At 65.4% G+C, this 21,459-nt stretch carries 18 protein-coding genes; 8 read left to right on the top strand and 10 right to left on the bottom strand.

Features of this window, described 5'->3' with window-relative positions; genetic code table 11:
• The first annotated feature begins 72 nt into the window (after positions 1-72).
• Positions 73-501 carry an antitoxin Xre/MbcA/ParS toxin-binding domain-containing protein gene (locus tag B551_RS08560; RefSeq protein WP_006578082.1) on the top strand — a complete coding sequence of 143 codons (429 nt, stop codon included), beginning with the start codon at positions 73-75 and terminating at the stop codon, positions 499-501.
• The gene (locus tag B551_RS08555; protein ID WP_023263887.1) at positions 501-962 is read left to right on the top strand and encodes an RES family NAD+ phosphorylase; all 462 of its coding nucleotides are present in this window, start codon (positions 501-503) and stop codon (positions 960-962) included. The genes B551_RS08560 and B551_RS08555 overlap by 1 nt, the downstream gene beginning before the upstream one ends.
• Before the next feature lie 82 nt (positions 963-1,044).
• Here B551_RS08555 and B551_RS08550 read toward each other — a convergent pair whose 3' ends face one another.
• Positions 1,045-2,046, bottom strand: coding sequence for a tripartite tricarboxylate transporter substrate binding protein (locus tag B551_RS08550; RefSeq protein ID WP_006578080.1), 1,002 nt, complete (start codon positions 2,044-2,046; stop codon positions 1,045-1,047).
• Between the two features lie 52 nt (positions 2,047-2,098).
• A complete protein-coding gene (locus tag B551_RS08545) occupies positions 2,099-3,259 on the bottom strand; it encodes a M20 family metallopeptidase (protein ID WP_006578079.1) in 1,161 nt (386 codons plus the stop codon).
• Between the two features lie 150 nt (positions 3,260-3,409).
• Between B551_RS08545 and B551_RS08540 the strand changes: the two genes are divergently transcribed.
• The 3 genes from B551_RS08540 (at position 3,410) to B551_RS08530 (ending at position 6,134) form a co-directional block, all read left to right on the top strand.
• A complete protein-coding gene (locus B551_RS08540; RefSeq protein WP_006578078.1) occupies positions 3,410-4,318 on the top strand; it encodes a MurR/RpiR family transcriptional regulator in 909 nt (302 codons plus the stop codon).
• A 150-nt stretch (positions 4,319-4,468) separates the two neighbouring features.
• On the top strand, positions 4,469-5,692 hold the full coding sequence (locus B551_RS08535) for a DJ-1/PfpI family protein (RefSeq protein ID WP_023263885.1): 1,224 nt from the start codon (positions 4,469-4,471) through the stop codon (positions 5,690-5,692).
• Between the two features lie 19 nt (positions 5,693-5,711).
• The gene (locus tag B551_RS08530) at positions 5,712-6,134 is read left to right on the top strand and encodes a VOC family protein (protein WP_023263884.1); all 423 of its coding nucleotides are present in this window, start codon (positions 5,712-5,714) and stop codon (positions 6,132-6,134) included.
• Positions 6,135-6,244: 110 nt separating this feature from the next.
• Here the strand turns inward: B551_RS08530 and B551_RS08525 are convergent, their stop codons facing one another.
• The 3 genes from B551_RS08525 to B551_RS08515 all read right to left on the bottom strand — a co-directional run bounded on the left by B551_RS08525 (position 6,245) and on the right by B551_RS08515 (position 11,644).
• Positions 6,245-7,786 carry a phospholipase D family protein gene (locus tag B551_RS08525; RefSeq protein ID WP_023263883.1) on the bottom strand — a complete coding sequence of 514 codons (1,542 nt, stop codon included), beginning with the start codon at positions 7,784-7,786 and terminating at the stop codon, positions 6,245-6,247.
• 84 nt (positions 7,787-7,870) lie between these two features.
• Complete coding sequence (locus B551_RS08520; RefSeq protein WP_157071937.1) at positions 7,871-9,391, bottom strand: hypothetical protein; 1,521 nt, start codon at positions 9,389-9,391, stop codon at positions 7,871-7,873.
• Positions 9,392-9,526: 135 nt separating this feature from the next.
• Positions 9,527-11,644, bottom strand: coding sequence for a TonB-dependent siderophore receptor (locus tag B551_RS08515; protein WP_052511292.1), 2,118 nt, complete (start codon positions 11,642-11,644; stop codon positions 9,527-9,529).
• Between the two features lie 197 nt (positions 11,645-11,841).
• Between B551_RS08515 and B551_RS08510 the strand changes: the two genes are divergently transcribed.
• Entirely contained in the window at positions 11,842-13,275 is a 1,434-nt protein-coding gene (locus B551_RS08510) for a PepSY domain-containing protein (RefSeq protein ID WP_023263881.1), read from the top strand.
• Between the two features lie 33 nt (positions 13,276-13,308).
• Here B551_RS08510 and B551_RS08505 read toward each other — a convergent pair whose 3' ends face one another.
• Complete coding sequence (locus tag B551_RS08505; RefSeq protein WP_006576311.1) at positions 13,309-13,653, bottom strand: YnfA family protein; 345 nt, start codon at positions 13,651-13,653, stop codon at positions 13,309-13,311.
• 108 nt (positions 13,654-13,761) lie between these two features.
• On the opposite strand from B551_RS08505, the gene B551_RS08500 reads away from it, so the two are divergent.
• Complete coding sequence (locus tag B551_RS08500; RefSeq protein WP_006576310.1) at positions 13,762-14,163, top strand: DUF1801 domain-containing protein; 402 nt, start codon at positions 13,762-13,764, stop codon at positions 14,161-14,163.
• Positions 14,164-14,251: 88 nt separating this feature from the next.
• On the opposite strand, the gene B551_RS08495 is transcribed toward B551_RS08500, so the two are convergent.
• The 4 genes from B551_RS08495 to B551_RS08480 form a co-directional block, all read right to left on the bottom strand.
• Positions 14,252-16,819 (bottom strand): hypothetical protein, encoded by a 2,568-nt coding sequence (locus tag B551_RS08495; protein ID WP_023263880.1) that lies wholly within the window; start codon positions 16,817-16,819, stop codon positions 14,252-14,254.
• Positions 16,820-16,935: 116 nt separating this feature from the next.
• Positions 16,936-18,312: a hypothetical protein gene (locus B551_RS08490; protein ID WP_006576172.1), complete on the bottom strand. Its 1,377-nt coding sequence runs from the start codon at positions 18,310-18,312 to the stop codon at positions 16,936-16,938.
• 99 nt (positions 18,313-18,411) lie between these two features.
• Positions 18,412-19,428, bottom strand: coding sequence for an AraC family transcriptional regulator (locus tag B551_RS25115; protein WP_023263879.1), 1,017 nt, complete (start codon positions 19,426-19,428; stop codon positions 18,412-18,414).
• Between the two features lie 205 nt (positions 19,429-19,633).
• Complete coding sequence (locus tag B551_RS08480; RefSeq protein ID WP_006576169.1) at positions 19,634-20,416, bottom strand: transporter substrate-binding domain-containing protein; 783 nt, start codon at positions 20,414-20,416, stop codon at positions 19,634-19,636.
• Between the two features lie 266 nt (positions 20,417-20,682).
• Here B551_RS08480 and B551_RS08475 point away from each other — a divergent pair, with 266 nt between their 5' ends.
• A complete protein-coding gene (locus B551_RS08475; protein ID WP_023263877.1) occupies positions 20,683-21,279 on the top strand; it encodes an alpha-ketoglutarate-dependent dioxygenase AlkB in 597 nt (198 codons plus the stop codon).
• Positions 21,280-21,459 lie beyond the last annotated feature (180 nt).

Raw genomic sequence — 21,459 nt, 5'->3', positions numbered from 1 at the left:
ATTCTTCGTCTCCTAGCTGACGGAGATCAAATGGACTACAATTTGGAATCAACTGATCCAGTGGGTGCCGATATGTTGGTCGTTCCGCCGGAGCACATCAGCGCCGCCATGGCGCTTTCGCCGCCCCGCGCCTCCCTTGCCGAGCTCGATGCAGCGGTGCGAGAAGGATTGCCAAAGTCCGCACTGCGAGAAATCGTCGAGCACGTGGTACGAACGTCAGAGGAGCGACGGATGTTGATGTCGCGGATCGTGCCAGAGGCGACCTTCAAACGCCGGAAGGATCGTCTGACGCCGGACGAGTCCGAAAAAACCGAGCGGCTAGCTCGGATCTTCGCGACGGCCAATTTCGTATGGGATGACGAAGAGGATGCCCGAGAGTTTCTGCATGCGCCGCATCCGCTCTTGGCCGGCAACACACCGCTCGACGTATCGATGACGGAGCTCGGTGCCAAGCGGGTCGAGGAAGTTCTCTGGAGGCTTTTCTATGGCATGGCTGCGTGATGCTGATCTACCGGATCGCAGACCGCCGCCATGACGTGTGGAACGGTACTGGCGCCATGCTCATGGGGGGCCGTTTCAACAGCCCGGGCCGTCCTGTCATCTACGGCGCCCTCAGCTTCGCAGGTGCCATGCTCGAGGTTCTCGTTCACTCACGCATCGGCAAGGTGCCGAGGCAGCATGTCGTGGTGGTCGCCAACGTGCCCGACGACATCGGGATCGAACGCGCAGGCCCGAACGACTTGCCGAGGGGCTGGGACGCTTTGGACGATCCCCGCGCGGCTCGCGGCTTCGGCGATCGCTGGCTGGCCGACATGAGATCCGCCGTGCTGATCGTGCCCTCGGTCGTAGCTCCTCTCGAGTGGAACGCGCTAGTCAATCCGATGCACCCGGACACAGCCAAGCTCGTCGTCTCGGCGCCGGAGCCGGTGCGTTGGGACGAGAGGCTGTTCCGAACGTCGTAATCCCCGCCGGTAGGCGGGGATCATCGGCGATGCCGAATGGGGGATGGAAGCCTCAGCGGCTGCTCCGAATGCTGAACGCCCCTTACTCCGCCGAAATCTTCGCGCGCTTGACCACCTCGCCATAGCGCTGCAGGCGGTCGGCCATCATCCGTTCGAAGGCAGCAGGCGCCATGTCTTCCGGCGGGACCACACCGCGCGAGCGCAGTGCGGCCTGCATGGCGGGATCGCTGGCTGCCTTGCGCACTGCCTGGTAGATCTTCTGTACCACCGGCTGCGGCGTGCCGGCCGGTGCCGCGATGCCGGTCCACGAGCTCAGGTTCAGTTCCGGATAGCCGAGTTCAGCCAGCGTCGGCACGTCGGGCAACTGCTCGAGCCGCTGTTCCGAAGCGACCGCCAGCGCGCGGACCTTGCCGTCCTTGACGTGCGGCAGCATGATGACCAGGTTATCCAGGATGAACTGCACCTCGTTGCTCAGCACCGCGGTGATCAGTTGCGAGCCGCCGCGGTAGGGGATATGGGTGGCCACCGCACCGGTGCTGGCCTTGAACATCTCGACATTGAGCTGGCCCATGCTGCCGACACCGCCGCTGCCGTAATCGAGCTTGCCGGGATTCTTCTTCGAATAGGCGATGAATTCGGCGAACGTGCGCACCGGCAGGCTCGAATGCACGACCAGCGCATTGGGCTGGCGGCCCAGGATGGCGATGTTCTCGAAATCCTTGATCGGGTCGTAGCCGATGCGCGGCTGCGTCAGCGGATTGGCCAGGTGGCTGCTCTGCGACGACACCACCAAGGTATAGCCGTCCGGCTTGCTGCGCGCGACGACCTGGGTCGCGACCGAGCCACCCGCGCCGGGGCGGTTGTCGACGACGACCGGCACGCCAAGAATGCGCGACAGCGGCTCCGAATACTGGCGCGCCATGATGTCGACCGATCCGCCAGGCGGGAACGGCACCACCAGCGTGATCGGACGCGACGGCCAGTTTTCCTGTGCCACGGCGCCAAGCGGCGCGGCGGCGGCGATGGCGGCGGCGCTCAGGCCAAGACCTACGAAACGGCGGCGGGAGAAGGGCAGGTTCTGCATGATCAGAAAGGCAGGATGGTTTTGTGAATTGGCTCGAAGGCGGGCCTGCCGCTCATCGGAGTCCGAGAACGGCAAGCGCCAGGGCCTGGGCCCGTGGCACGAAGGTGGAGAGCTCGCAGTATTCGCGCTCGGTGTGCGGATGGCCGCCGACCGGGCCGGTGCCGCACAGCGTCGGCGTGCCGGCCGAGCTGGTCAGGCCGCTGTCGGCCGCGCCGCCGGTGAACTCGCCGTCGACGGTGAAGCCGACGCGTTCGGCGCTGCGCTGATACAGCGACAGCAGGAACGCGGGCGTCGTCGCCATCGGCATCGTGCGGCGCATGTCGGTGATGCGGCCGCGCGTGCGCGGGATCGACTCGGCTTCGATGATGTCGCGGATGCGCCCGTAAAGCGCATCCATATCGGTTTCCGCGGTGAACCGCACATCGAGCTGTGCCTTGGCATGCGGCGCCACCATGTTCGGCACGATGCCGCCCTGCACGCAACCGACATTGGTGGTGACGCCGGAGGCCGGGTCGGTCAGCGCATGCAGTTCGAGAATCTTGCGCGCCAATGCGTCGATCGCGCTGGCGCCATGGGCGTGGTTGATGCCGGAGTGCGCGGCCACGCCCTCGACCTCGAACTCGACCACCATCGAACCCTTGCGACCCGTCACCAGGTTGCCGCTGACGCGGCCCGGCTCGGCGTTGAACACGGCGCGAACTTCGCGGGCAACCGCCATGATCCGCTCGCGGGTCGCCGGCGAACCGATCTCCTCGTCGCACGAGAAGAACAGCCGCACCGGCGGCGCCTGGCGGCCCAGCCGCGCCAGCGCCTCGGCAACGAACACATTGAGCACCAGTCCCGATTTCATGTCGGCAACGCCGGGACCGTAGGCGCGTCCGTCCTCGACGCGGAAGGGCCGCCTGGCCGCGGTGCCTTCGGGATAGACCGTATCCATATGCCCCATCAGCAGGACCGGCAGGCCCTCGCCGGAGCCGGGCACCTGCGCATCGAGGCAGACGCCGTATCCGGGCACCGCATGGAAACGCACGGCAATGCCGGCCGCTTCCAGATGCGCGCGCAGCGCCTCGGCCACGGCCTGGACGCCGGCTTCATGGCGGCTGCCGCTGTCGATGTCGACGATCTTCTGCAGCAAGTCCTGCATCGCCTGTTGCTGGCCTTGCAGCCAGTCCAGCAGGGCCTGTTCGCCCTGGGCTACTTCTCTATCCTGCATGGGGTTCCTGTTCGCGGCCGGAGGGCGGTTCGCGATGAAAGGCGTGATGAAACGCGTTGTGCAACATGCGTGAATCGGCCGGGAAACAGGCGATGAAACGCTCGTTGCAGTAGTGATATCATCATGCAATACACATTGCAGGGTGTCAATATGACGAATTCCCGCAAGGAAGCCGCCGATCATGGCGCCACGCTGCTGGACCGGCTGGCGCGCGAGGCGGCCACGCTGACCGCGCGTGAGCGCGAACTGGCCGATGCGTTGACGCGCGGCTATCCGCACGTGCTGCTCGAATCGGCGACCGCGCTGGCGGCGCAGCACGGCACCAGCGCGTCGACCGTGGTGCGGTTGTTCGCCAAGCTCGGCTATGCCAGCTATGCCGACGCGCAGCGCGAAGCGCGGGCGAGCGTGACTGCCGCGCTGCCGACCGCGGGTCAACGCGCACCGGCGCTGATCGGCGGCAAGCGAACCTTGCGGGCGTGCCTCGACGATGCGTTGATGCATGACCAGCACAACCTGACGGCCACGCACGAATCGCTAGACATCGCCGCGTTCGAAGCGATCGCGCGGCTGCTGGCCGGAGGAAAAGGGCGCCTGTTCATCCTGGCGCAGAAGAACAGCGCACCGGTCAGCGCCTGGCTGGCGCTGCATCTGAACATGTGCCGGCCCAATGTGCAGGAGCTCGGGGCCGGCGCGGTGACGGCCACCGACGCCATGCTGTGGGTCCAGCCCGAAGACGTGCTGCTGACCTTCAGCGTCCGGCGCTATTCGAGCGCGCCGGTCAGCATCGCCCGTGCTTTCCGCGAACGGGGCGCCCGCGTCGTCGCGATCTGCGACAGCCCGGCCGCGCCGCTGGTGCCGCTGTCCGATCACCATCTGCTGGTACGCACCGCCAACGCATCGCCATTCGATTCGTACACCGCCGCGTTTTTCTTGTGCAATGCAGTGGTATCCGCCGTCGCGCAGTTACGCCAGCCTGCCGTGATCGAGGCGCTGCAGCGGCGCGATGCGCTGTGGCAGGCGTTCGAGACCGACCCGGTGGAAGGATTGCGAAAGGGGTAGGGCGCGAAGGCGCAACGGCTACCGTCTGCCGACGCGCCATGCCGGCATCGGCCGATCTCGCCCAATGTGGACACTTTGGCGTGGCTTGGCGTCGGGATTCCGTCCGCCTAAGCTAGTGGTCTGGCTCAAGCCAAGGAGGAGACCACGACGATGAACCGGTGGAACCGGCTGAACCCGCTGAACCTGCTGAACCTACGTCTGGCAGCATGGATCGCGCTCGGTATCGCGGCCGTCGCGCTGGCCGCCGGCGCGGCGTGGCTGCTGTCCCTGCCGCCCGCCACCGCTCCCGCTGAACCGCCGGCGATCGCCGAAGCGGAGCGGGCCGCCACGCTGGCCGCGCTGAAGCCCCAGAAGCGGCCGCGCCCGGTGATTGCCATCGTCGGCATCAATGACGCGACCGAGACCACCGACTATCTGATGCCCTACGGCATCCTCCGCCGCGCCGACATCGGGGAGGTGACTGCCTTGGCGACGCAGCCGGGGCCGGTCAAGCTCTATCCCGTGCTCCAAGTCGAGCCGGACGCGACGATCGCGCAGTTCGACGCACAGCATCCCCAGGGCGCCGACTACGTGCTGGTGCCAGCGATGAGCCGCGACGACGATCCGGCCGTGCTGCAATGGATCCGCAGCCAGGCGGCCAAAGGCGCAACGGTCATCGGCATCTGCGCCGGCGCCAAGGTCGTGGCCGCGGCGGGGCTGCTCGACGGCAAGCGCGCCACCACCCATTGGTACTACCTGGAAGACTTGCTCGACAAGCATCCGACCGTGCGCTACGTTGCCGACCGGCGCATCGTCGTCGATGGCCGTGTCGCCACGACCACCGGCATTTCCGCGTCGATGCCAATGACGTTGACGCTGATCGAAGCCGTGGCGGGCCGCGACAGGGCACAGGCCGTGGCCCGCGACCTGGGCCTGCCGCATTGGGATGCGCGCCACGACAGCGATGCCTTCACCTTTACGCGCCCATTCGCCTTGACGGCGATCGGCAATACGATGGCGTTCTGGAATCGCGAGCGGCTGGGCATCGCGCTACGGCCTGGCGTCGACGAGGTGTCGCTGGCGCTGGTGGCCGACGCGTGGTCGCGGACATACCGTTCGCAGGCCGTATCGTTCGCCCAGCGGGCGGGGCCGATCCAGACGAGAAACGGCATTCGCCTGGTGCCCGAGCACGTCGGCACGGACTGGGATCGAGGCCGGACCATAGCGCTCGCCGCGGAATCGCAGCCGGCGCGGGCGCTGGACGAGGCGCTGAACGGCATCGGCCAGCGCTATGGCGCGCGAACCGAATCCCTGGTCGCGATGCAGCTCGAATATCCCCGCGAGAATCCAGGCGGACATCAGCAACCCGAGGCGCGCACGCGCCCCCTGCAGTAAAACCAACGGAGGAGACACGATGGCTAAGATGATTTTCCTGAACCTGCCGGTCCGCGATCTTGCCGCGGCGACGCGGTTCTACGAGGCGATCGGCTGCGTCAGGAACGAGCAGTTCAGCGACCACCAGACGTCGTCGATGGTGTGGTCAGACACCATCACGTTCCATCTGATGACGCACGCCTATTACGGGACCTTCACCAGCAAGCCGATCGCCGATGGGCGCGAAACCAGCGCCATGCTGATCGCGCTGACGATCGACAATCGCGAGGATGTGGACGCCATCGTCGAGGCCGCGAAATCGGCCGGCGGCCGCGCGGACATTCGTGAACCGCAGGACATGGGGTTCATGTATCTGCGCACGTTCGAAGATCCCGACGGCCATCTGTTCGAGCCGGTATGGATGAATCCGGACGCGATGATGGGCGAGCAGGGCGCGCAATAGGGCAGTAGCGCAACAGCGCAATAGCCCATTGGCGCAATGCGGCGGCCGCTCGCAGGGATTCCCGCCGTAGCGGCCTTGCACGCTACCGTCAGTGCTCGCCTATCACACCGTCATAACATCCAGTCGATCGGCAACCACGACAGCCCCCGGATCCAGACGCGCTCCAGCCAGCTGGTGTTGGGCTCGGTATCGTGGCGAATCGTGTCGTTGCCGCGCCGTTCCAGCCAGTACAGGCTGCCGTTGTCGGACAGCCGGACCTCGTAGGCGTTCTGCGGGACGCTGGTGCCAAACGCCGATTCGATGCGGCCCGCCAGCGTGGGGCTCTCGATCACGAACCCCAGTTCGGTATTCAGATTCGCCGAGCGGGGATCGAAGTTCAGCGAGCCGACAAAGACGCGCTGCGCGTCCACGGCGAACGTCTTCGCGTGCAGGCTCGCGCCGGAGCTGCCGAACGGTCCGGCGCGCTCCTCTGGCCTGGTCGGCGGCGTGGTATCGGCCTTGTCCGCCGGCGCCGCAATCTCGCGCTTCAACTCGAACAACTGCACGCCGGATTCCAGCAACGCACGGCGCCATTTGACATAGCCGGAGTGCACTACCTTGACGTCCGTCGCCTCGGCCGCATTGGTCAGCACGCGCACATTGACACCCTTGGCGGCCAGGTTCGCGAAGGCGTTGGCGCCGGACTTGGTCGGAACGAAATAGGGGGATACCAGATCGAGTTCCCGCGCCGGCACGCCGATGGTCTCCTTCAGCTGATGTCCGATCAGCGCATGGCGCGGCGCCTTGCCCAGAACCTTGGCGGGATCGTCGCTGACGATCCGGGTCTTTGCCCACTCGAACGCCAAGGTGCCATCGAGGATGCGGCGGTATGCCGGCATCGCCTTCAGGGCGTTCATGTAGGCCTCGGCGGCCGGGTCGCGCCGCGCGACGGCCGCCTCCCGGGTCAGCTGCTCGAGCCTGTCCGGTGCGACAGGCGGCACGATCGCATTGATCGGATAGGCACTGGCGCTGGCCCAGTAGCGATCGAACTCGCGCTCGACATCGGCCGCAATCGGGCCAACGGCCAGCACATCCAGATCGGAAAACAGCACGCCATCGGTGGCGCCGAAATATTCGTCGCCGACGTTGCGACCGCCAACGATGGTGGCCTGCGCATCCACGGTGAACGATTTATTGTGCATGCGCCGGTTCAGGCGGCGAAAGTCGGTCAGATAGCCGATGAATTTCGGCGACCGCACCACGAATGGATTGAAGAGGCGGACCTCGATATTGGGATGGGCATCCAGCGCGGACAGGATCTCGTCGAGCCCGGAAATACCGTTGTCGTCCAGCAGCAGACGCACCCGCACGCCGCGCTCGGCGGCTTCATGCAGCGCATCGAGCAGCAGCGTGCCCGTGGTGTCGCGGCGCCAGATGTAGTACTGCACGTCCAGCGTGCGCTCCGCCATGCGCGCGCCATGGACCCGCGCGGCGAAGGCCTCGCGCGGATCGGCCAGTGCGTGAATGCCCGATAGACCCGGGCGCTGGGACAGGGCCGGCGCCAAGGCACGTCCGAGTGCGGTAGCGCGGGACTGCTCTGGTGTCAGTGCGTGGGAAGGCGTGCGGTCCTCGAGCGGTGGCAGGGCGCATCCGCCGAGCAGCAGCGTTGCCATGGCGGGAACGGCGATGAAGCACAAAGGCGCAAGGACACGATCGAACAGGGGAGCCATGAGGGACGCGATTCCGATGGACTGAGACTAGGCGATACGGTCGATAGTGCCACGCGCATGGTTCCCGCCAGCTTCGACTCCATCGCCGCCGCAACGGAAGAACGCTCGAACGATATCGACATCGACCGGCTCACGGCTGCGAATATCAAATCGTGCGCCCGCGTTCAGCGTCAGGGCCAGATGAGAGTAAGGTCCGCCACGGTCCGCGCAGATATCCGACTCCCACGTATCGATGGCCGACAATTCGCCAACTCGCCATCGGAAACTCCAGACTTTGCTGCTGAAGCCCTGCCAATCGCCTGCGGTCCAGAGCACGATTTGCTTCATGTCATCAAGTGGATCGACGCGCGGCAATATCGAGTCGGTATCGACGCCGTCATAGTCCACCGAACTGACCTCGAAACCGAGCGGTAACCACACGTCCGGGGCGCATTCCTGCCAGTGCGGCCAACGCCCGCGGATTCTCGCAAGATAGTCCGCGTCTGTCAGGTTCAGCCAACCGTGGCCGAGTACGTCGAAGTGCAAGCCGATGTGGATCCGGTCGTTCCGCCAATCCATGAACATGTGCGAATCTGGACGAATTTCCGGCGCAACGCCTTCCGCTACGCGCATCCCCTTTACCACCTGAACCAACGCCGCCTTGTCTGTCAACCCGTTGATGCCTGAGAACCGGAAAGAAGCCCTGCGCGGCGGGAAATTTGCGAACGGTTCATCGTGGCGATGCAGATCCAGCTCGGCTATGGTCAGGGGGCCGGCCTGCAGCAGGCCCGCGCTGCCTGCATCGACCCACGCCGCCAGCGCATCCGCAATTTGCGAGCCATCGAGTATCGGGGCCGGGTCGAGCTTCAACATCGGCAAGCGAGTCCACAGCACCCGCTTGCAAGGTCGCGACGCCTGTAGAACCGCTTCGATTTGCGCGAGTTCGATGCCGAAGCGCCGCTGGAGCGACGCATAGAACGGGTCCGACGCGCTGCGTGGCGGCGCAAACTGTTGCTCGCAGCCTTGCATCAGTTGAAAACTCATTCGCCGCAACGGGATCTCGCTGCAGGAATGGGCGTCGGCATACCGCGTCAATTCGATGGCGACGACCTCGCTCCATGGCACGCAGACCTGTCCGTCGTACGCGGCAAACACTAGTGCGTCGTCGCGCAATTCGTACTGCTGTTCGCCAGCATCATCGTCCGGCGGCTTCTCGAAATCCGCCACGTCGCGATCGGTGGCAAACCATCGTGGCGGCGAGGGCAATCGCGTCAGATCGGGCGCGCTGATGTCCAGCGACTGCCAGCGACCGGCACGATAGGTTCCCCGCGAGGCGTCGATGCTCAACCGCCGGGCGGACCAGCCTGCAAAGTCGGGGGAGGACAACGGATGGAGAAAGCGTACCTGTACCGTCTGGTATCGCCCGCCGTCGCCACCCTTGCGCACTGGCACAGTAAAGCGGCATCGCCATCCGAAGTCATGCTCGCCGACACGCAGCGAGCAAAGCTCGACGGGATTGCCAAAGCGCGCCAGGTCGAAGGTGAAATGGTCGTAGGTGGTGATTTGCACGATCCGATGCTTGCCAACAGGGTGCGTGCCTTGCCGGAAAAAAAAGCGGCGCAAGCAAGGCAAACCCAACCGCGGTAGGCCTTTCCTACCGCGCCAGGGCACTATGATGCCGCATCGTCAAGGCAATACCACGACTCAGAACCGGTGATTGACCGTCAATTCGACGCGCCGTCCTGCCCCCTGAAGCCACTGCGTGGGGTTGTAGTAAGCCGTCGCGACATAGTGCCGGTCGAACACATTGAAGCCGCGCAGCGACAGCGTGGTGTTCTTGCGCGGCCGCCATTGCAGCAGCAGATCCGTGGTGGTGTAGGCCGGCATTTCCAGCGTATTGGCCCGGTCGGCAAAACGGCGGCCGACATAGCGCAAACCCGCGCCCGCGGTCCACTCCGGCAGGAAGCGCCAGGTCAGCCAGGCATTGGCCAGCCGCTCCGGCACGTCGGTCGGCACGTTGCCGGCCCGTGAGACCGCCGTGCCATTCACCGATTCCGTGAAGTCGTCATAGCGTGCCTGCAGCAGCGCCGCATTGGCATCGAGCCGCCAGCCGGGCAGGAATTCGACGCCGACGCTGGCCTCGATTCCACGCGACGATTGTTCGCCGACCTGTACGCTTTGCGCGGGATTGGCTGCGTCGCGGGTGACCAGGTTCTTTTTGACGATGTGATAAGCCGCGACCGTCCATTCCCCTTTGCCGTTCCAGAAGTCCTGCTTGACGCCGGCTTCGATCTGGCGGCCGGTGGACAGGTCGAAATGGCTGTTGGAGGACGACAGCATCAGCAGCGCGCTGACGGGATCGGCGGCTTCCGAGTATTGCGCGTATAGCGCGAGATTCGGCGTCAGATTGTAGACCGTTCCGGCACGCCAGCCGACGTGCGAAAAGGTCCTGTCGAACGCCTCGCGATGGGCCATCAGATCGTGGCGTTCGATCCGCGCATGGTCATAGCGCAAACCGCCCAACACCGACCAGCGCGGCGTGATTTCGAGCCGATTCTCGGCAAACAAGGCGTACTGGACCGCCTCGTTGCTGTAGCGCGGCGCTGTGCCGGCCACGTTGATGAACTGGCCGCGATCGAACGTGTAGGGATCGACGACGGTGCTGCCGGAGTAGGGGGAATTGTTGGTATGGCGAAACGATGCCCGATTGATGTCGAAGCCGACCGACAGGCTGTTGTTCATGCCGAATAGCGCATGGCGATAGACCACGTCGGTCGTATTGCCGACCTGCCACTGGTCATGAAGGATCTCGACATAGGACGAGCGCTGGATCAGGCCGCTCGCCGGCAGATAGTCGTAATACTCGGCATTGCGCCAATCGCGTTTGCTGTCGATGTAGTAGGCCCGCGAGCGAACCGTCAGATCGGCGCTCGGCGTCCACCGCGCCGACAGTTCGGTCCACTGGTCGTCGTACTGGATGCGGCTGTCGCTGACGTTGTAGTTTCGCGTTCGCAAGGACGGATCCTGGCGGCCATTGACCAGCGGCACGCCGAAGTAGCGGGCCGGCTGCTGCCAGCCCTTGGCATAGCTCAGCTTGATGGCGAGTTCGGGCGTCGGATCCCATTGCAGCGCGCCCGACACCGACAGATTGCGCGAATCCCCGAAATCCACCGACCCATCGGTACGATTTCCGCTGACATCGAAGCGATATGACCAGCGTTCGTCGATGGCGCCGCCGCTGCCAAAGGCGAGCCGCTGGGTGTTCTCCGTGCCGATCGTCGCCTGGATTTCGTTCTCGATCGGACCGCGCGTTGGCTTCTTCGGCACCACGTTCACGACGCCGCCGATCGCTCCCTCGCCATAGATCACCGAGGCGGGACCGCGCAGCACCTCGATGCGTTCGACCGACCAGGTATCAAACGGATAGGTGACACCGATCCCGCCGTATTGGCGCACGCCATCGTAGAGCCGCATGACCGAAGCCGCATCGGTAAAGCCGCGCGCGGATAGCGAAGCGCCGCCATTGCCGGGATGGCCAAGCCCGGACAGCCCCGGGGCGCGGGTAATGGCATCGACCAGCGACACATCGCCCCGGATCTCGAGCTGGTCGCGGGCGATGACGTCCACGCTGGCCGGTGTCTGCATCGGTGTCAGGCCGAGATTCGACCCGGTCGAGGCCGGTTCGTCCAGCCCGGTCTGGCCGCCGGCATGGACGGTGACCGGTGCCAGTTCGTGGATCTCCGGCGATGGATCGGCGGCTTGGGCGGACAGGCAAACGGCGGCAGCGGCTAGCGCCACCTCGCGTGGAAGAAATCGGGCCATGGGCAAATGGATGTGTCGGCGGAAAAGGCGCGCGACCAAGAGAGGCGGTTGTTTTTTGCTGCCAGATTCTATTTGCCACGCCTTTAGCGGTACATGCGACACCATGCCGCAGGACCCGCGCAGGTTTTCGTCGCAAAGTACGCACTCGCGCCGCAATGGCGCATTTCCCAAGAGATTTACACCATCACCGCGCGCCGATGCCCGTGTCGATTTCCCAAACCCGTTCCGGAACCTCTGCCGCCCACCGCACGCTTTGGCGCTGGCATTTTTATGCCGGCCTGTTCGTGATGCCGTTTCTGATCGTGCTGGCAATCACCGGCACGATCTATTGCTTCCAACCGCAAATCGAGCCATGGCTGTATCCGCAGTTATTGCGCGTAACGCCGCAGGGCGAACCGCTTCCGGCGCAAACGCTGCTGGAGCGGGCGAGAGCGGCGGCCCCGGCCGGAGCAGTCGCCACGACCTACACGTTGCGCAATGACCCGCGCGCCAGCTCCGAATTCATCTTTCGGCTGCCCTCGGGCAACAGCGAAAGCCTCTATCTGAACCCGTACTCCGGCGCGGTGCTGGGCAGCCTCAGCGTCGAGGACCGCTTGATGAAGCAGGTCCGCATGCTGCATCGCGCATTGCTCGCGGGCAAGCCCGGCGAAGTGCTGATGGAACTGGCCGGATGCTGGACGCTGGTGATGATCGCCACCGGCCTGGCGATGTGGTGGCCGCGCTTGCGCGAATCAGGCGTTGGCGCGTTTCGGATGCCGCCGGCAAGCGGCAGGCGAGGGCGTTGGAAGGAAATCCATCTACTGCTCGGCGTGTCGCTCGCGATCGGCGCGCTGCTGTTCGTGCTGTCCGGTCTGCCGTGGACCGCTCTCTGGGGCAAGCAATTCAAGGCCATCACCACCGCGGCGAATCTGGGACGGCCGGCCGATGGCGGAGCGGGGCACATGCACGCACCGGCCCGCGATCGAAGCAATGGGGGCGATGCCGGCCAGGAAGACCATCGAGGCCACACGAAGACCATGGAGTCGCTGCCGCTTGGCGATGTGCCATGGGCCACGGGATTGACCGCCGTGCCAGCCCGTTCCGTCGCCTCCACCGGCCATGCAGCCATCGGGCTGGATCGGGTACTGGCCATCGTCCGCGCGCGCGGTGCCGGTCCGGGATGCCAGGTCGCGCTGCCGGCAGGCACCGGCTCGGTCTACTCGGTTTCCTGCTTCCCCAACGATCCCAGGGGCGAACGAACGCTGCATATCGATCCGCACAGCGGCAACATCGTCCGCGATATCCGCTATGAGGACTACGGCGCCGTCGCCAAGGCGGTGTCGTACGGCACCTCGCTCCATATGGGCAGGTATTTCGGCATGGCCAATCAGATCGTATGCGCGGTGATCTCGCTCGGCCTGATGGCGCTGGCGATCACCGGCTTCATCATGTGGATCAAGCGAAAACCGGCCAATGCGCTGGGCGCGCCGTCGCGTCCAGCAAGCCCGCCGCCGATGCGCGCATGGGTGGCAGGGCTGGCGGTATTGGGTGCGATATTCCCGCTGATGGGGATCACGATGCTGGTGGTGTGGATCATCGACCGGTCCGTCGCCAGAACGGCCGGCGCGCCGCCGGAACCGGTACGGCGATGATCGGATCGGATGCTCTCGGACGCCGATCGGCAATCAACCCGTGCCGGTCCCAGACGCAGGCTGCAGCACGATAATGGCCATGCCGGCCAATGCCACGGACGCGCCGATGACATCCCAGCGCGTCAGCGGCAAGCCATCCACGAGGCGAAGCCACAGCAGCGCGACCGCAATATAGACGCCGCCATAGGCCGCATACGTGCGCCCCGCGGCCGTGGGATGCAAGGTCAGCAACCAGGCGAACGCCGCCAATGCCAGCGCCGCGGGAATCAGCAGCAGCGGACTCTTTTCCTGCTTTAATACCAGGTAGGGCAAATAGCAGCCGACGATCTCGGCCAGCGCCGTCAGCACGAACAGCGCCGTATAGGCTAGGAAGGTCACGGGTCGAAGCGGGCAGGGTGGCAATGGTCCGCATTGTCACACGGCAATGCCGTGCGCCAGCCAGTGAACGTTGCACTGCGCGCGCTTCGAATAGGAAGGCAATCCGATATGAACAATAACGAACTGCAGCAAGGCCAATCCGCCTCCGCGCTGATCGATGCACGGATCGAGGAGCTGGGCGACTGGCGAGGCGAAATGCTCGCCAGGCTGCGCGCGCTGATCAAGGAAGCCGCTCCCGACGTCATCGAAGAATGGAAATGGCGCGGCGTTCCCGTGTGGTCGCACAACGGCATCATCTGCACCGGCGAGACCTACAAGAGCGTCGTCAAGATGACCTTCGCCAAAGGCGCGGCGCTGCCGGATCCCACCGGGCTGTTCAATGCAAGCCTGGACGGCAATACCAGGCGCGCCATCGATTTCCAGCAAGGCGCGCAGATCGACGAGAAGGCGTTGAAGGAGCTGGTACGGGCGGCGGTGGTGTTGAACGGCACCAAAGGAAAGCGCCGCTGATACCGCTCGCGCCATGAGCCCTTGCTGAAGCCGCGCGTCGAGCGCCAACCGCCGGCCCAAATGCGGCCAGCGCTCGACGGTCCTCCGATTACAGTGGGCGGCCGAGAATATCCTCTCCGACCAGATCGGCCGTCGCCCGCAGCGCCTGCCGCACGCGGAAGTCGGCGGCATGGCCGCCACGATCGCGATAGGACAGCGTCAGCGGCCGCTGTGCCTGCACCGATTGGCCATCGATGACATCCGCGGCCCGCACCGCGTCGGCATCGCCCGGCACCACCAGCCGCAGCGCCATCACGATCGGATCGGCGTCGGGCAGTGTCCCGTCGACGCGCCAGTCGCTGTTGGTGCGTTGGACGAGCACGGTGCCGTCGGCCAACTGGGAGCAGCGCCACGGGTTGACCGACGCCGGCCGTATCAGCATGCGTGCCACGGTATCGGCAACCGGCTGCGCCAGCGGCGCATTCAGGTGGACTTCGGCCTCGACCACATCCACCGGCCAGGCGGCGGCCCAGTCCTGCGCGGTGAGGCCGGCGTGCAATGCCTGCTGGCGTACCGCCACGGCACCCGTCAGCAGCACGGTGCCGGCGTGCCGCGCCTCGTCGAGCGCGATCTGCATGACGCCTAGCGCCTGCAGCGCCTGATCGAGGCGCCGCGCCCCCGGCTCACCCGCGGTCAACGCTTGCTCGCGTGCCGCCAGACTCTGCATGGCCGTGTCGGCCAGCTGCGCCACCGCGCCCAGCACGGCCAGAATCTCGCGGCAGCGCGCCGCACGTTCGGCATCGCGCAACGCGCCGTCGTCGCGGATCGCGTTCCAGATGAAATTCACGGCGGCAAGATTGACCCAGGTGCCGGCGCGCAGCTGGGGCGCCAGCCACGCGTCAAGCGCGTGGCACCAGCCTTGCTGGACCGCCAGTGTCGAGGCCTGCAAGGCCGCCAGCAGGCCGGCCAGCGACCAGACGCGTATCCGCGCCACCGCATCGTCGGCGTTGCCCAGCGCCGCGGCGCACGCAGGCAGGGCGGCCGCCAAGGCCTGTCGGCGTGCGGCGACGGCGTTGCGCAAATCGGCATCGCCGCTGCCCAGGGCCCGGTCCAGACGCTCCAGCCGCTTCGCCAGCTTGGTGTCCCGGGGCGGCTGGCCCGTCGACAGGGCCTCGCGCACGATGGTGCTGAAGTCGTCGACGAAATAGCCCAGATCCGGCACCGGCAGTTGCACCTGCGATACACCGGGGCGATCGCCGATCCGCACCTCGCTCCAGTGCTCGCGCAGCTCCACCGAGCTGCGGGTGGCGATGCCGATATCGATCAACTCCCCATTGATGCCGACCGGGCCGGAAGGGTCGCCCAGATTGGCAAGGACGATTCCGGTGACGGCGCGTGGCGCCGCACCGAGGCGTTCGGCCTGATCCTCCGCGTGCATCGCGGCTTCGCTATAGGGCGACGCCTCCGGCAGCGCGTCATGCACGCCCGCCAGTTGCGCTTGCGGCTGCGGCGGCCGCCAGGCGTTCAGTACGTTGGCATGGGCGTACATCAGCGCGTTGAACTGGAAGCGGAACACGTCCATCTTGGACAACACCAGATCGTTGACCGCGCCGAACGCGGCATACCAGTCGGCCGCCGGCAGCGTGGGATCGATCAGCACGCCGGTGTCCCAGTCATTGCCGCCTTCCGCGGGCGCCCCCAACGCCGTGTACAGCGCACGTCCGCCTTTCAGAAAGAAGCGCAGGCAGTCCTCGTTGCGGTGAAATTGCTGACGCAGCTGCTGGTTCAGGTTTGCGATCGCGTCGGCCAGCTCTCGCACGCGGGCTTCGTGCCAGGGCGTCAGCCAGTCGAATGAACTGTGCAAATATCCCGTCGCGGCGCCGCTGATGACTGCCTTGGTCTCCAGGTCCATACGGCCCTGCGCGGCATAGCCCTCGAAACGATGCATCAGCCGGTACAGGTAGAAATCGCGGATGTTGTAGAGCGCCCGCACCGAAGCCACGCTCAATGCCGCTGACGACAGCGGCCGCATGACGTTCTGATGCAGGTCGTCGATCAGCGAGGCGGGGTCCTTGGCCGCATTGGCGGCCCGCCATGCCCCGATGGCATCCTGCGGGCTGGCCTGGTCAATAAAGTGCAAGTACTGCAGCGCCGCCCAGATCGGATCGGCGACCAGATCCGCCGTGCGCACCGGCACCGCCAGCGTGCACAGCCCGATGGCCTGCTGCAGAAAGGTGTTGACGGCATCGGCCAATGCCGGCACCAGCGGCAGCGCCGGATTGGCCGACGCCAGACGCTCGCAGCGCTCCAGCTGCTCGCGCATTGCCTGCAGGCGCTGATCGGCCATCGGCGCATTGCGCAGCTGGGTCCGCAACGGCGAATCTGGAATATCCAGCGGCTCGGGAGCCTGCGTGTCAAGCACGAAGAAGCGGGCCAGCGCCGCGGCTTCGGCCTCCCGCTTCGCATTGACGTCCTGCGCCTGTGCGCGCTGCTCGCGCACCAGACGCTGGTACTCGGTCTCGAGCACCTGCAGCGGATGGACGGAAACCGCTTGCCAGCCGATCGAGGCGGCCCGCTGCGGGGCATCGACGATCTGGTACTGGCCCGCATGCGGCCGCGGCACGGACGCGGTCAGCTGCCGCGCCACGGTATTGAAGAAGGGGGCGATATTGGCCATGGTGTCACCGGATAGGTAAGGCTCGGCCCACGACGCGACGCAAGGCGTGGCGACGCGAGCCGGGCAGGGCAGGGCATGGATCGACGGCCCACGGCGCCGCCGCGGGCCGCGCGTGCTTACTTGCCGTCGATCTCTTCGAGCACGGCGCCGACGATGTAGCAGGTACGGTCCCGTGGATTGACGGTGCCGCCGTCAAAGCTGTCGGGTCCGAAGGTCACGACCACGTCGCCGCTGGCATCGTCGCTGCGGGCGCTGGTGGTCTTGTAGGACTGCTCGGCGTGGCCGAGCGGGATCAGCCCGAACAGGTTCAGCTTGACGCCGACGTTCTCCTGGAACATCGACTTGATCGACGACGCGTCAGCCTTGTGGAAGCGCAGCGTCACGGTCGGGCGCTGGCTCAGCACGAGGGTGCGGGCACGGGTAAAGCGGCCCTGCGGACCAAATACGGCGCGCCCCTTCCATTCGTCCGAACTCAGATAGAAACCGGTGAAGTCGTCGCCAGCCTTGTTGCGCGCCAGTTCGTCGACGATGACCTTGTCGTACCAGCCGCTCTGGCCGTTGGCCGACAGCACCCGCGGCGACGGCGAAATCGGCGTGACGCCGGTGAACGCCATCTCGATCGACATCGACTGATTGCGCGACATCATCTTGTCCAGGTTGTACTGCGCCGAGCCGCCCACCGAGATCGACAGGAAGTCCAGCGGGATGGTCACGCCTGCGCCGCCGCCGACCGACATCGACGTGGTTCCGCTCTCGCTGTAGGCCACGCTGGCCTTGACGGTGACCGTATTGCCGGTATTGCGCAGCCGCCCGAGCAGCTCGGTCGGCGTCGGAATATTGTCGAAAGCGGCGACGTAGCTGCCGTCTTCGACCTGCAGGCCACCGTTGCTGGCGCTGGGGTTCAGCACGTTGGCCGCCGCGGCATTGAGCCGTTGCAGCGCATCGAACTGTGCCTGCTTGACCGTCAGCGCCGGCGCGGCCGCCAGTGCCCAGGTCAGATAGACGATGCGCACGCTGGCGTCGAGCTTCGACGGATCGTTGCCGTACTCCTTGCGCACGACGTCATTGATGTACAGCGCCTTGTTGGCGAAGCCGGAGCCGTCGAGCCGGATCGTCCCGTAGGCTTCCTCCCAGGCGGAGATCAGCGCCTGTTGCTGCGCGGCTGCGTCGTCAAGCGCCTTTTGCACGCGCGTATTGTCGGCCGTGGACAACTGGTACGAAGCGCTCTTGAGCAGCCGCATGTACAGCCCGGAATAGCTGTCGGTGTTGTCGAGCGTCTTCGCACCGTTGCCGCCGTCGATCGTCGGGTAATCCAGCACCTTCAGCGTGAACGGGTTGAAGTACGCGTTCGCACCCACGGTGGTCTGGAAATTGAATCCCGGCGGATAGATCAGCGCCCGCAGCTCGCCATTGAGCTGGCTGCCGAGCATCGTGCGCATCTGCGCCTCGATCGCCGCGAGAAAGTTCTGTTGTGCCTGTTGCTGGTCGCTCATTGCATGCTCCTTCGGTTGGAGGGGAGAACGTCAACGCAAACGTCGTCGACGCGACCCAGCGTAGGTGGCAGACACAGGGCAGCAGCAGGCAGTTTGTCTCTACCGGTCGGCAGGCTGTCTCACCCCCCTCGAAGGAAGGGAATGCGCGCGATCGCGCCATTGCCGTGGGGTGAGCCCGTGAGCCCGGCGAAACGCACGGATGAATGCGGATACATCGGCGTAGCCGCAGTCGTAGGCAATGCCTGCGAGCTTCACGGCATCGCCGCCGGCTTCCAGCAGGGCCCGCGCATGCGCCATGCGGGCGTCCAGCAGTTGCGTTGCCACCGTCGTACCGTGCATGGCGAAGGCCCGGTACAACGTCGGACGCGAGCAACCGACGGCACGAGCAAGACGCTGGCCGGTCAGCTGCGGTTCGGACAGGTGGGAGGCGATATGGGCAAGGGCCGCGCGATAGATCCGTGCGGCCGCGGAAGAGGGCACGGCGCTGCCGGGCGGAGCAGTGGCCGCCGGCGGGGAGGCGGCAGCGGCATGAGCCCATGTCCGCAGCAGGGTGGCGGCCAGTTCGGCGGTCGCCAGCGCCATGGCGATGGATTCGTCCCGGGACAGTCCCGGCGCCAGGCGGGCAAGCAGCAGCATCTGCGCGCGCAGATACGTCGCCAACGGCACGGACAATGGCAGTTGCCCGCCCGGCGGCAGCGCGGACAGGGCATAGCCGGGCGTGCCGGCAGCCCAGTCCGACCGCAAAGGCAGCAGATAGACAGGGGTACCACGCGCCTGGCCACGATAAGCGGGCAGGGCGCCCTGCAGCAGGAACAGGCTATCGCCAGGCGGCGCGACGGCTGCCGTCAGCGGCGGCGGCTCCTTGAACAGCGCCGCGCCCAACCACAGCGGCGGTGCGCTTGCAGACGGGGCGTCGTTTGCGCCGAGCGCGATCGTGTCCAGGCGGAACAACCGCATGGACCCGTCGGGCATACGCTCGCCCAGATAACCGAATGCCAGGACATCGGCGGGCAAGGCCGCAAGCTCGCGCACGCCGGCCGTCGTCGCGGAACAGAAAGCACTGAGCAGCAGGGGCGGCAGCGCATCGGGCTGGCGGCCTCCTGTCTCGTCTTCCATGTGTGGCCGGTCGCGGATAAGGGCCGCACCACTGCTTGCCGGGTCGGCCTCGGCGTCAAGACGGGGAGTGTGCCCCCTTTATACGCTACCGGTGTATCGGCCGATTCAATACAGAATTAATTGCCATGGAAATGGCAATGGAACAACTTGTCGAATGCAATTGACAGAAATGCGTTGCCAATCGCCATTGCAATTCCAAAAACGCCTACTCAGGCAGCCACCTGGCTCGCATACGACCGAAATCGCCGGTAGCGGTGCTCAGATGCAGCCACTGATCGACGAAGTGCTTGAACACCTCGTCGCCCTGCGGCAGCAAGTAGGCCATCTCGGCGTATTGCAACGGCTTCTGCGGATTGACCGCGCATAGCTCGGGATGCACCTTGCTTTGCACGATCGCTTCCGCGGCTTCCGTGACAAAGACATCGGCATTCTTCTTGATGACCTCATCGAAGATCGTCAGGTTGTCCGAATGGATCTTCAATTTGGCGCGATCGAAATGCGTCCGCGCAAAGCGCTCGTTGCTTCCGCCCGGATTGGCGATGACCCGCACCGCCGGCTGATTGATCGATTCGATCGTGTGGAACCTGGCGGCGTTCTCGCAGCGGGTCAACGGCGTCTTGCCATTGATCATGTAAGGCGCACTGAAATAAGCCTGGCGCTGGCGTTCCAGCGTGACCGAAATACCGCCGACGGCGATATCGCATTTGCCGGCGACGAAATCCGGCATCAGGTTCGCCCAGCTCGTCTTGACGTATTGCGGCTTGGCTTGCAGGGCCGTGGCCAGCGTCTGCATCAGATCGACATCGAGACCTTCGAACGTGCCGGGCGCCTTCTCGAAACTGAACGGCTTGTAGTCGCCAGGCGTGCAGATCCGCAGGGTGCCGCTGTCCTTGATGCGGTTCAAGGTCGAATTGGCCGGCTGGGCCAAGGCAGAGCAGGGCAGGCAGACCAGGGCAAGGACGGCCAGGGCGTTTTGGGTTCTCTTCATCGTGGAATCTCCTCGGCGGTGGCTTTTGCGGTATTCGAAGCGCGATTGTGCACGAAACGGAACACGCCACGGCGGCCATCGCCACACTTTCATAGCGATCCTTATTGGCTGGCTGGCGAAGTGGGAACCGGCGAGGCAGAGATCGAAGCCGACCCGGACGGATCGAGGCGACGCGACGTGCTAACCTTTTTGTCCTGCATCGCCCCCCAGGAGCGCGAGACGGCGATCCGCCGGGCATGCGGCAGCGGGATTCAAAAAGGAACGTGATGGATCAATTCAGCCTGTTCGGCGAGGGTCCGATCGAGGCGTCGATTCCTGGGCTGATTTACCAGCCCGATTTCCTTTCGCCTGATGAAGAAGCGTCCCTGATCGACATCATTCGATCTCTGCCTTTGCAGGCGGCGCGGTACAAGGGCTATCTCGCCCGGCGGCGGGTGGTCAGCTTCGGGGGCAGCTACGACTTCGACAGCAACGAACTGCTGCCTGCGCAGCCCCTCGACGCACGGCTGCTGCCGCTGCGCGAACGCGTCGCGCAATGGGCCGGAATGTCGCCCGAACGCTTGGCCCATGCCCTGGTGGCGGAGTACGCGCCGGACACGCCCTTGGGCTGGCACCGCGACGTGCCCGATTTCGAGCGCATCTTCGGCGTATCGCTCGGTGGTGTCGCGCGATTGCGCTTTCGTCCTTATCCATACAGCACGTCGCTACGACGCCAAATTGTGGCGCTCGACGTGGAGCCCAGATCGATCTACCGGATAGAAGGCGACGCACGCTGGCAGTGGCAACACAGCGTCGAGCCAACCAAGGAATTGCGCTGGTCGATCACGTTCCGGGAACGCCGCGGCGTGGTACGTGGGCGCTGAGGATCGCGAGGAAGATCCGGCGTGCATTTGGCTAAGGCGGGCCCGGGAGCTCGGACATCTCCAATCATCCCGAAGCGGACATTTCAATTCATGCCTGACCGCACCGCCGATAATGTTTGTTATGTTAAATCGCATTTGCCACTGAAAACACCGGCATCAGGATGACCAATCCGGACGCTG

The sequence above is a fragment of the Cupriavidus sp. HPC(L) genome (genome assembly GCF_000307735.3).
Classification (GTDB): domain Bacteria; phylum Pseudomonadota; class Gammaproteobacteria; order Burkholderiales; family Burkholderiaceae; genus Cupriavidus.
Note: the sequence above shows the minus strand (reverse complement) of the source record. Positions and strands in the feature narration are given on the sequence as shown.

Excerpts from the sequence above, each read along its gene's own strand:
- B551_RS08560 (WP_006578082.1), top strand. The coding sequence starts at position 73 with ATGTTGGTCGTTCCGCCGGAGCACATCAGCGCCGCCATGGCGCTTTCG.
- B551_RS08555 (WP_023263887.1), top strand. The coding sequence starts at position 501 with ATGCTGATCTACCGGATCGCAGACCGCCGCCATGACGTGTGGAACGGT.
- B551_RS08550 (WP_006578080.1), bottom strand. The coding sequence starts at position 2,046 with ATGCAGAACCTGCCCTTCTCCCGCCGCCGTTTCGTAGGTCTTGGCCTG.
- B551_RS08545 (WP_006578079.1), bottom strand. The coding sequence starts at position 3,259 with ATGCAGGATAGAGAAGTAGCCCAGGGCGAACAGGCCCTGCTGGACTGG.
- B551_RS08540 (WP_006578078.1), top strand. The coding sequence starts at position 3,410 with ATGACGAATTCCCGCAAGGAAGCCGCCGATCATGGCGCCACGCTGCTG.
- B551_RS08535 (WP_023263885.1), top strand. The coding sequence starts at position 4,469 with ATGAACCGGTGGAACCGGCTGAACCCGCTGAACCTGCTGAACCTACGT.
- B551_RS08530 (WP_023263884.1), top strand. The coding sequence starts at position 5,712 with ATGGCTAAGATGATTTTCCTGAACCTGCCGGTCCGCGATCTTGCCGCG.
- B551_RS08525 (WP_023263883.1), bottom strand. The coding sequence starts at position 7,786 with ATGGCAACGCTGCTGCTCGGCGGATGCGCCCTGCCACCGCTCGAGGAC.
- B551_RS08515 (WP_052511292.1), bottom strand. The coding sequence starts at position 11,644 with ATGGCCCGATTTCTTCCACGCGAGGTGGCGCTAGCCGCTGCCGCCGTT.
- B551_RS08510 (WP_023263881.1), top strand. The coding sequence starts at position 11,842 with ATGCCCGTGTCGATTTCCCAAACCCGTTCCGGAACCTCTGCCGCCCAC.
- B551_RS08500 (WP_006576310.1), top strand. The coding sequence starts at position 13,762 with ATGAACAATAACGAACTGCAGCAAGGCCAATCCGCCTCCGCGCTGATC.
- B551_RS08495 (WP_023263880.1), bottom strand. The coding sequence starts at position 16,819 with ATGGCCAATATCGCCCCCTTCTTCAATACCGTGGCGCGGCAGCTGACC.
- B551_RS08490 (WP_006576172.1), bottom strand. The coding sequence starts at position 18,312 with ATGAGCGACCAGCAACAGGCACAACAGAACTTTCTCGCGGCGATCGAG.
- B551_RS25115 (WP_023263879.1), bottom strand. The coding sequence starts at position 19,428 with ATGGAAGACGAGACAGGAGGCCGCCAGCCCGATGCGCTGCCGCCCCTG.
- B551_RS08480 (WP_006576169.1), bottom strand. The coding sequence starts at position 20,416 with ATGAAGAGAACCCAAAACGCCCTGGCCGTCCTTGCCCTGGTCTGCCTG.
- B551_RS08475 (WP_023263877.1), top strand. The coding sequence starts at position 20,683 with ATGGATCAATTCAGCCTGTTCGGCGAGGGTCCGATCGAGGCGTCGATT.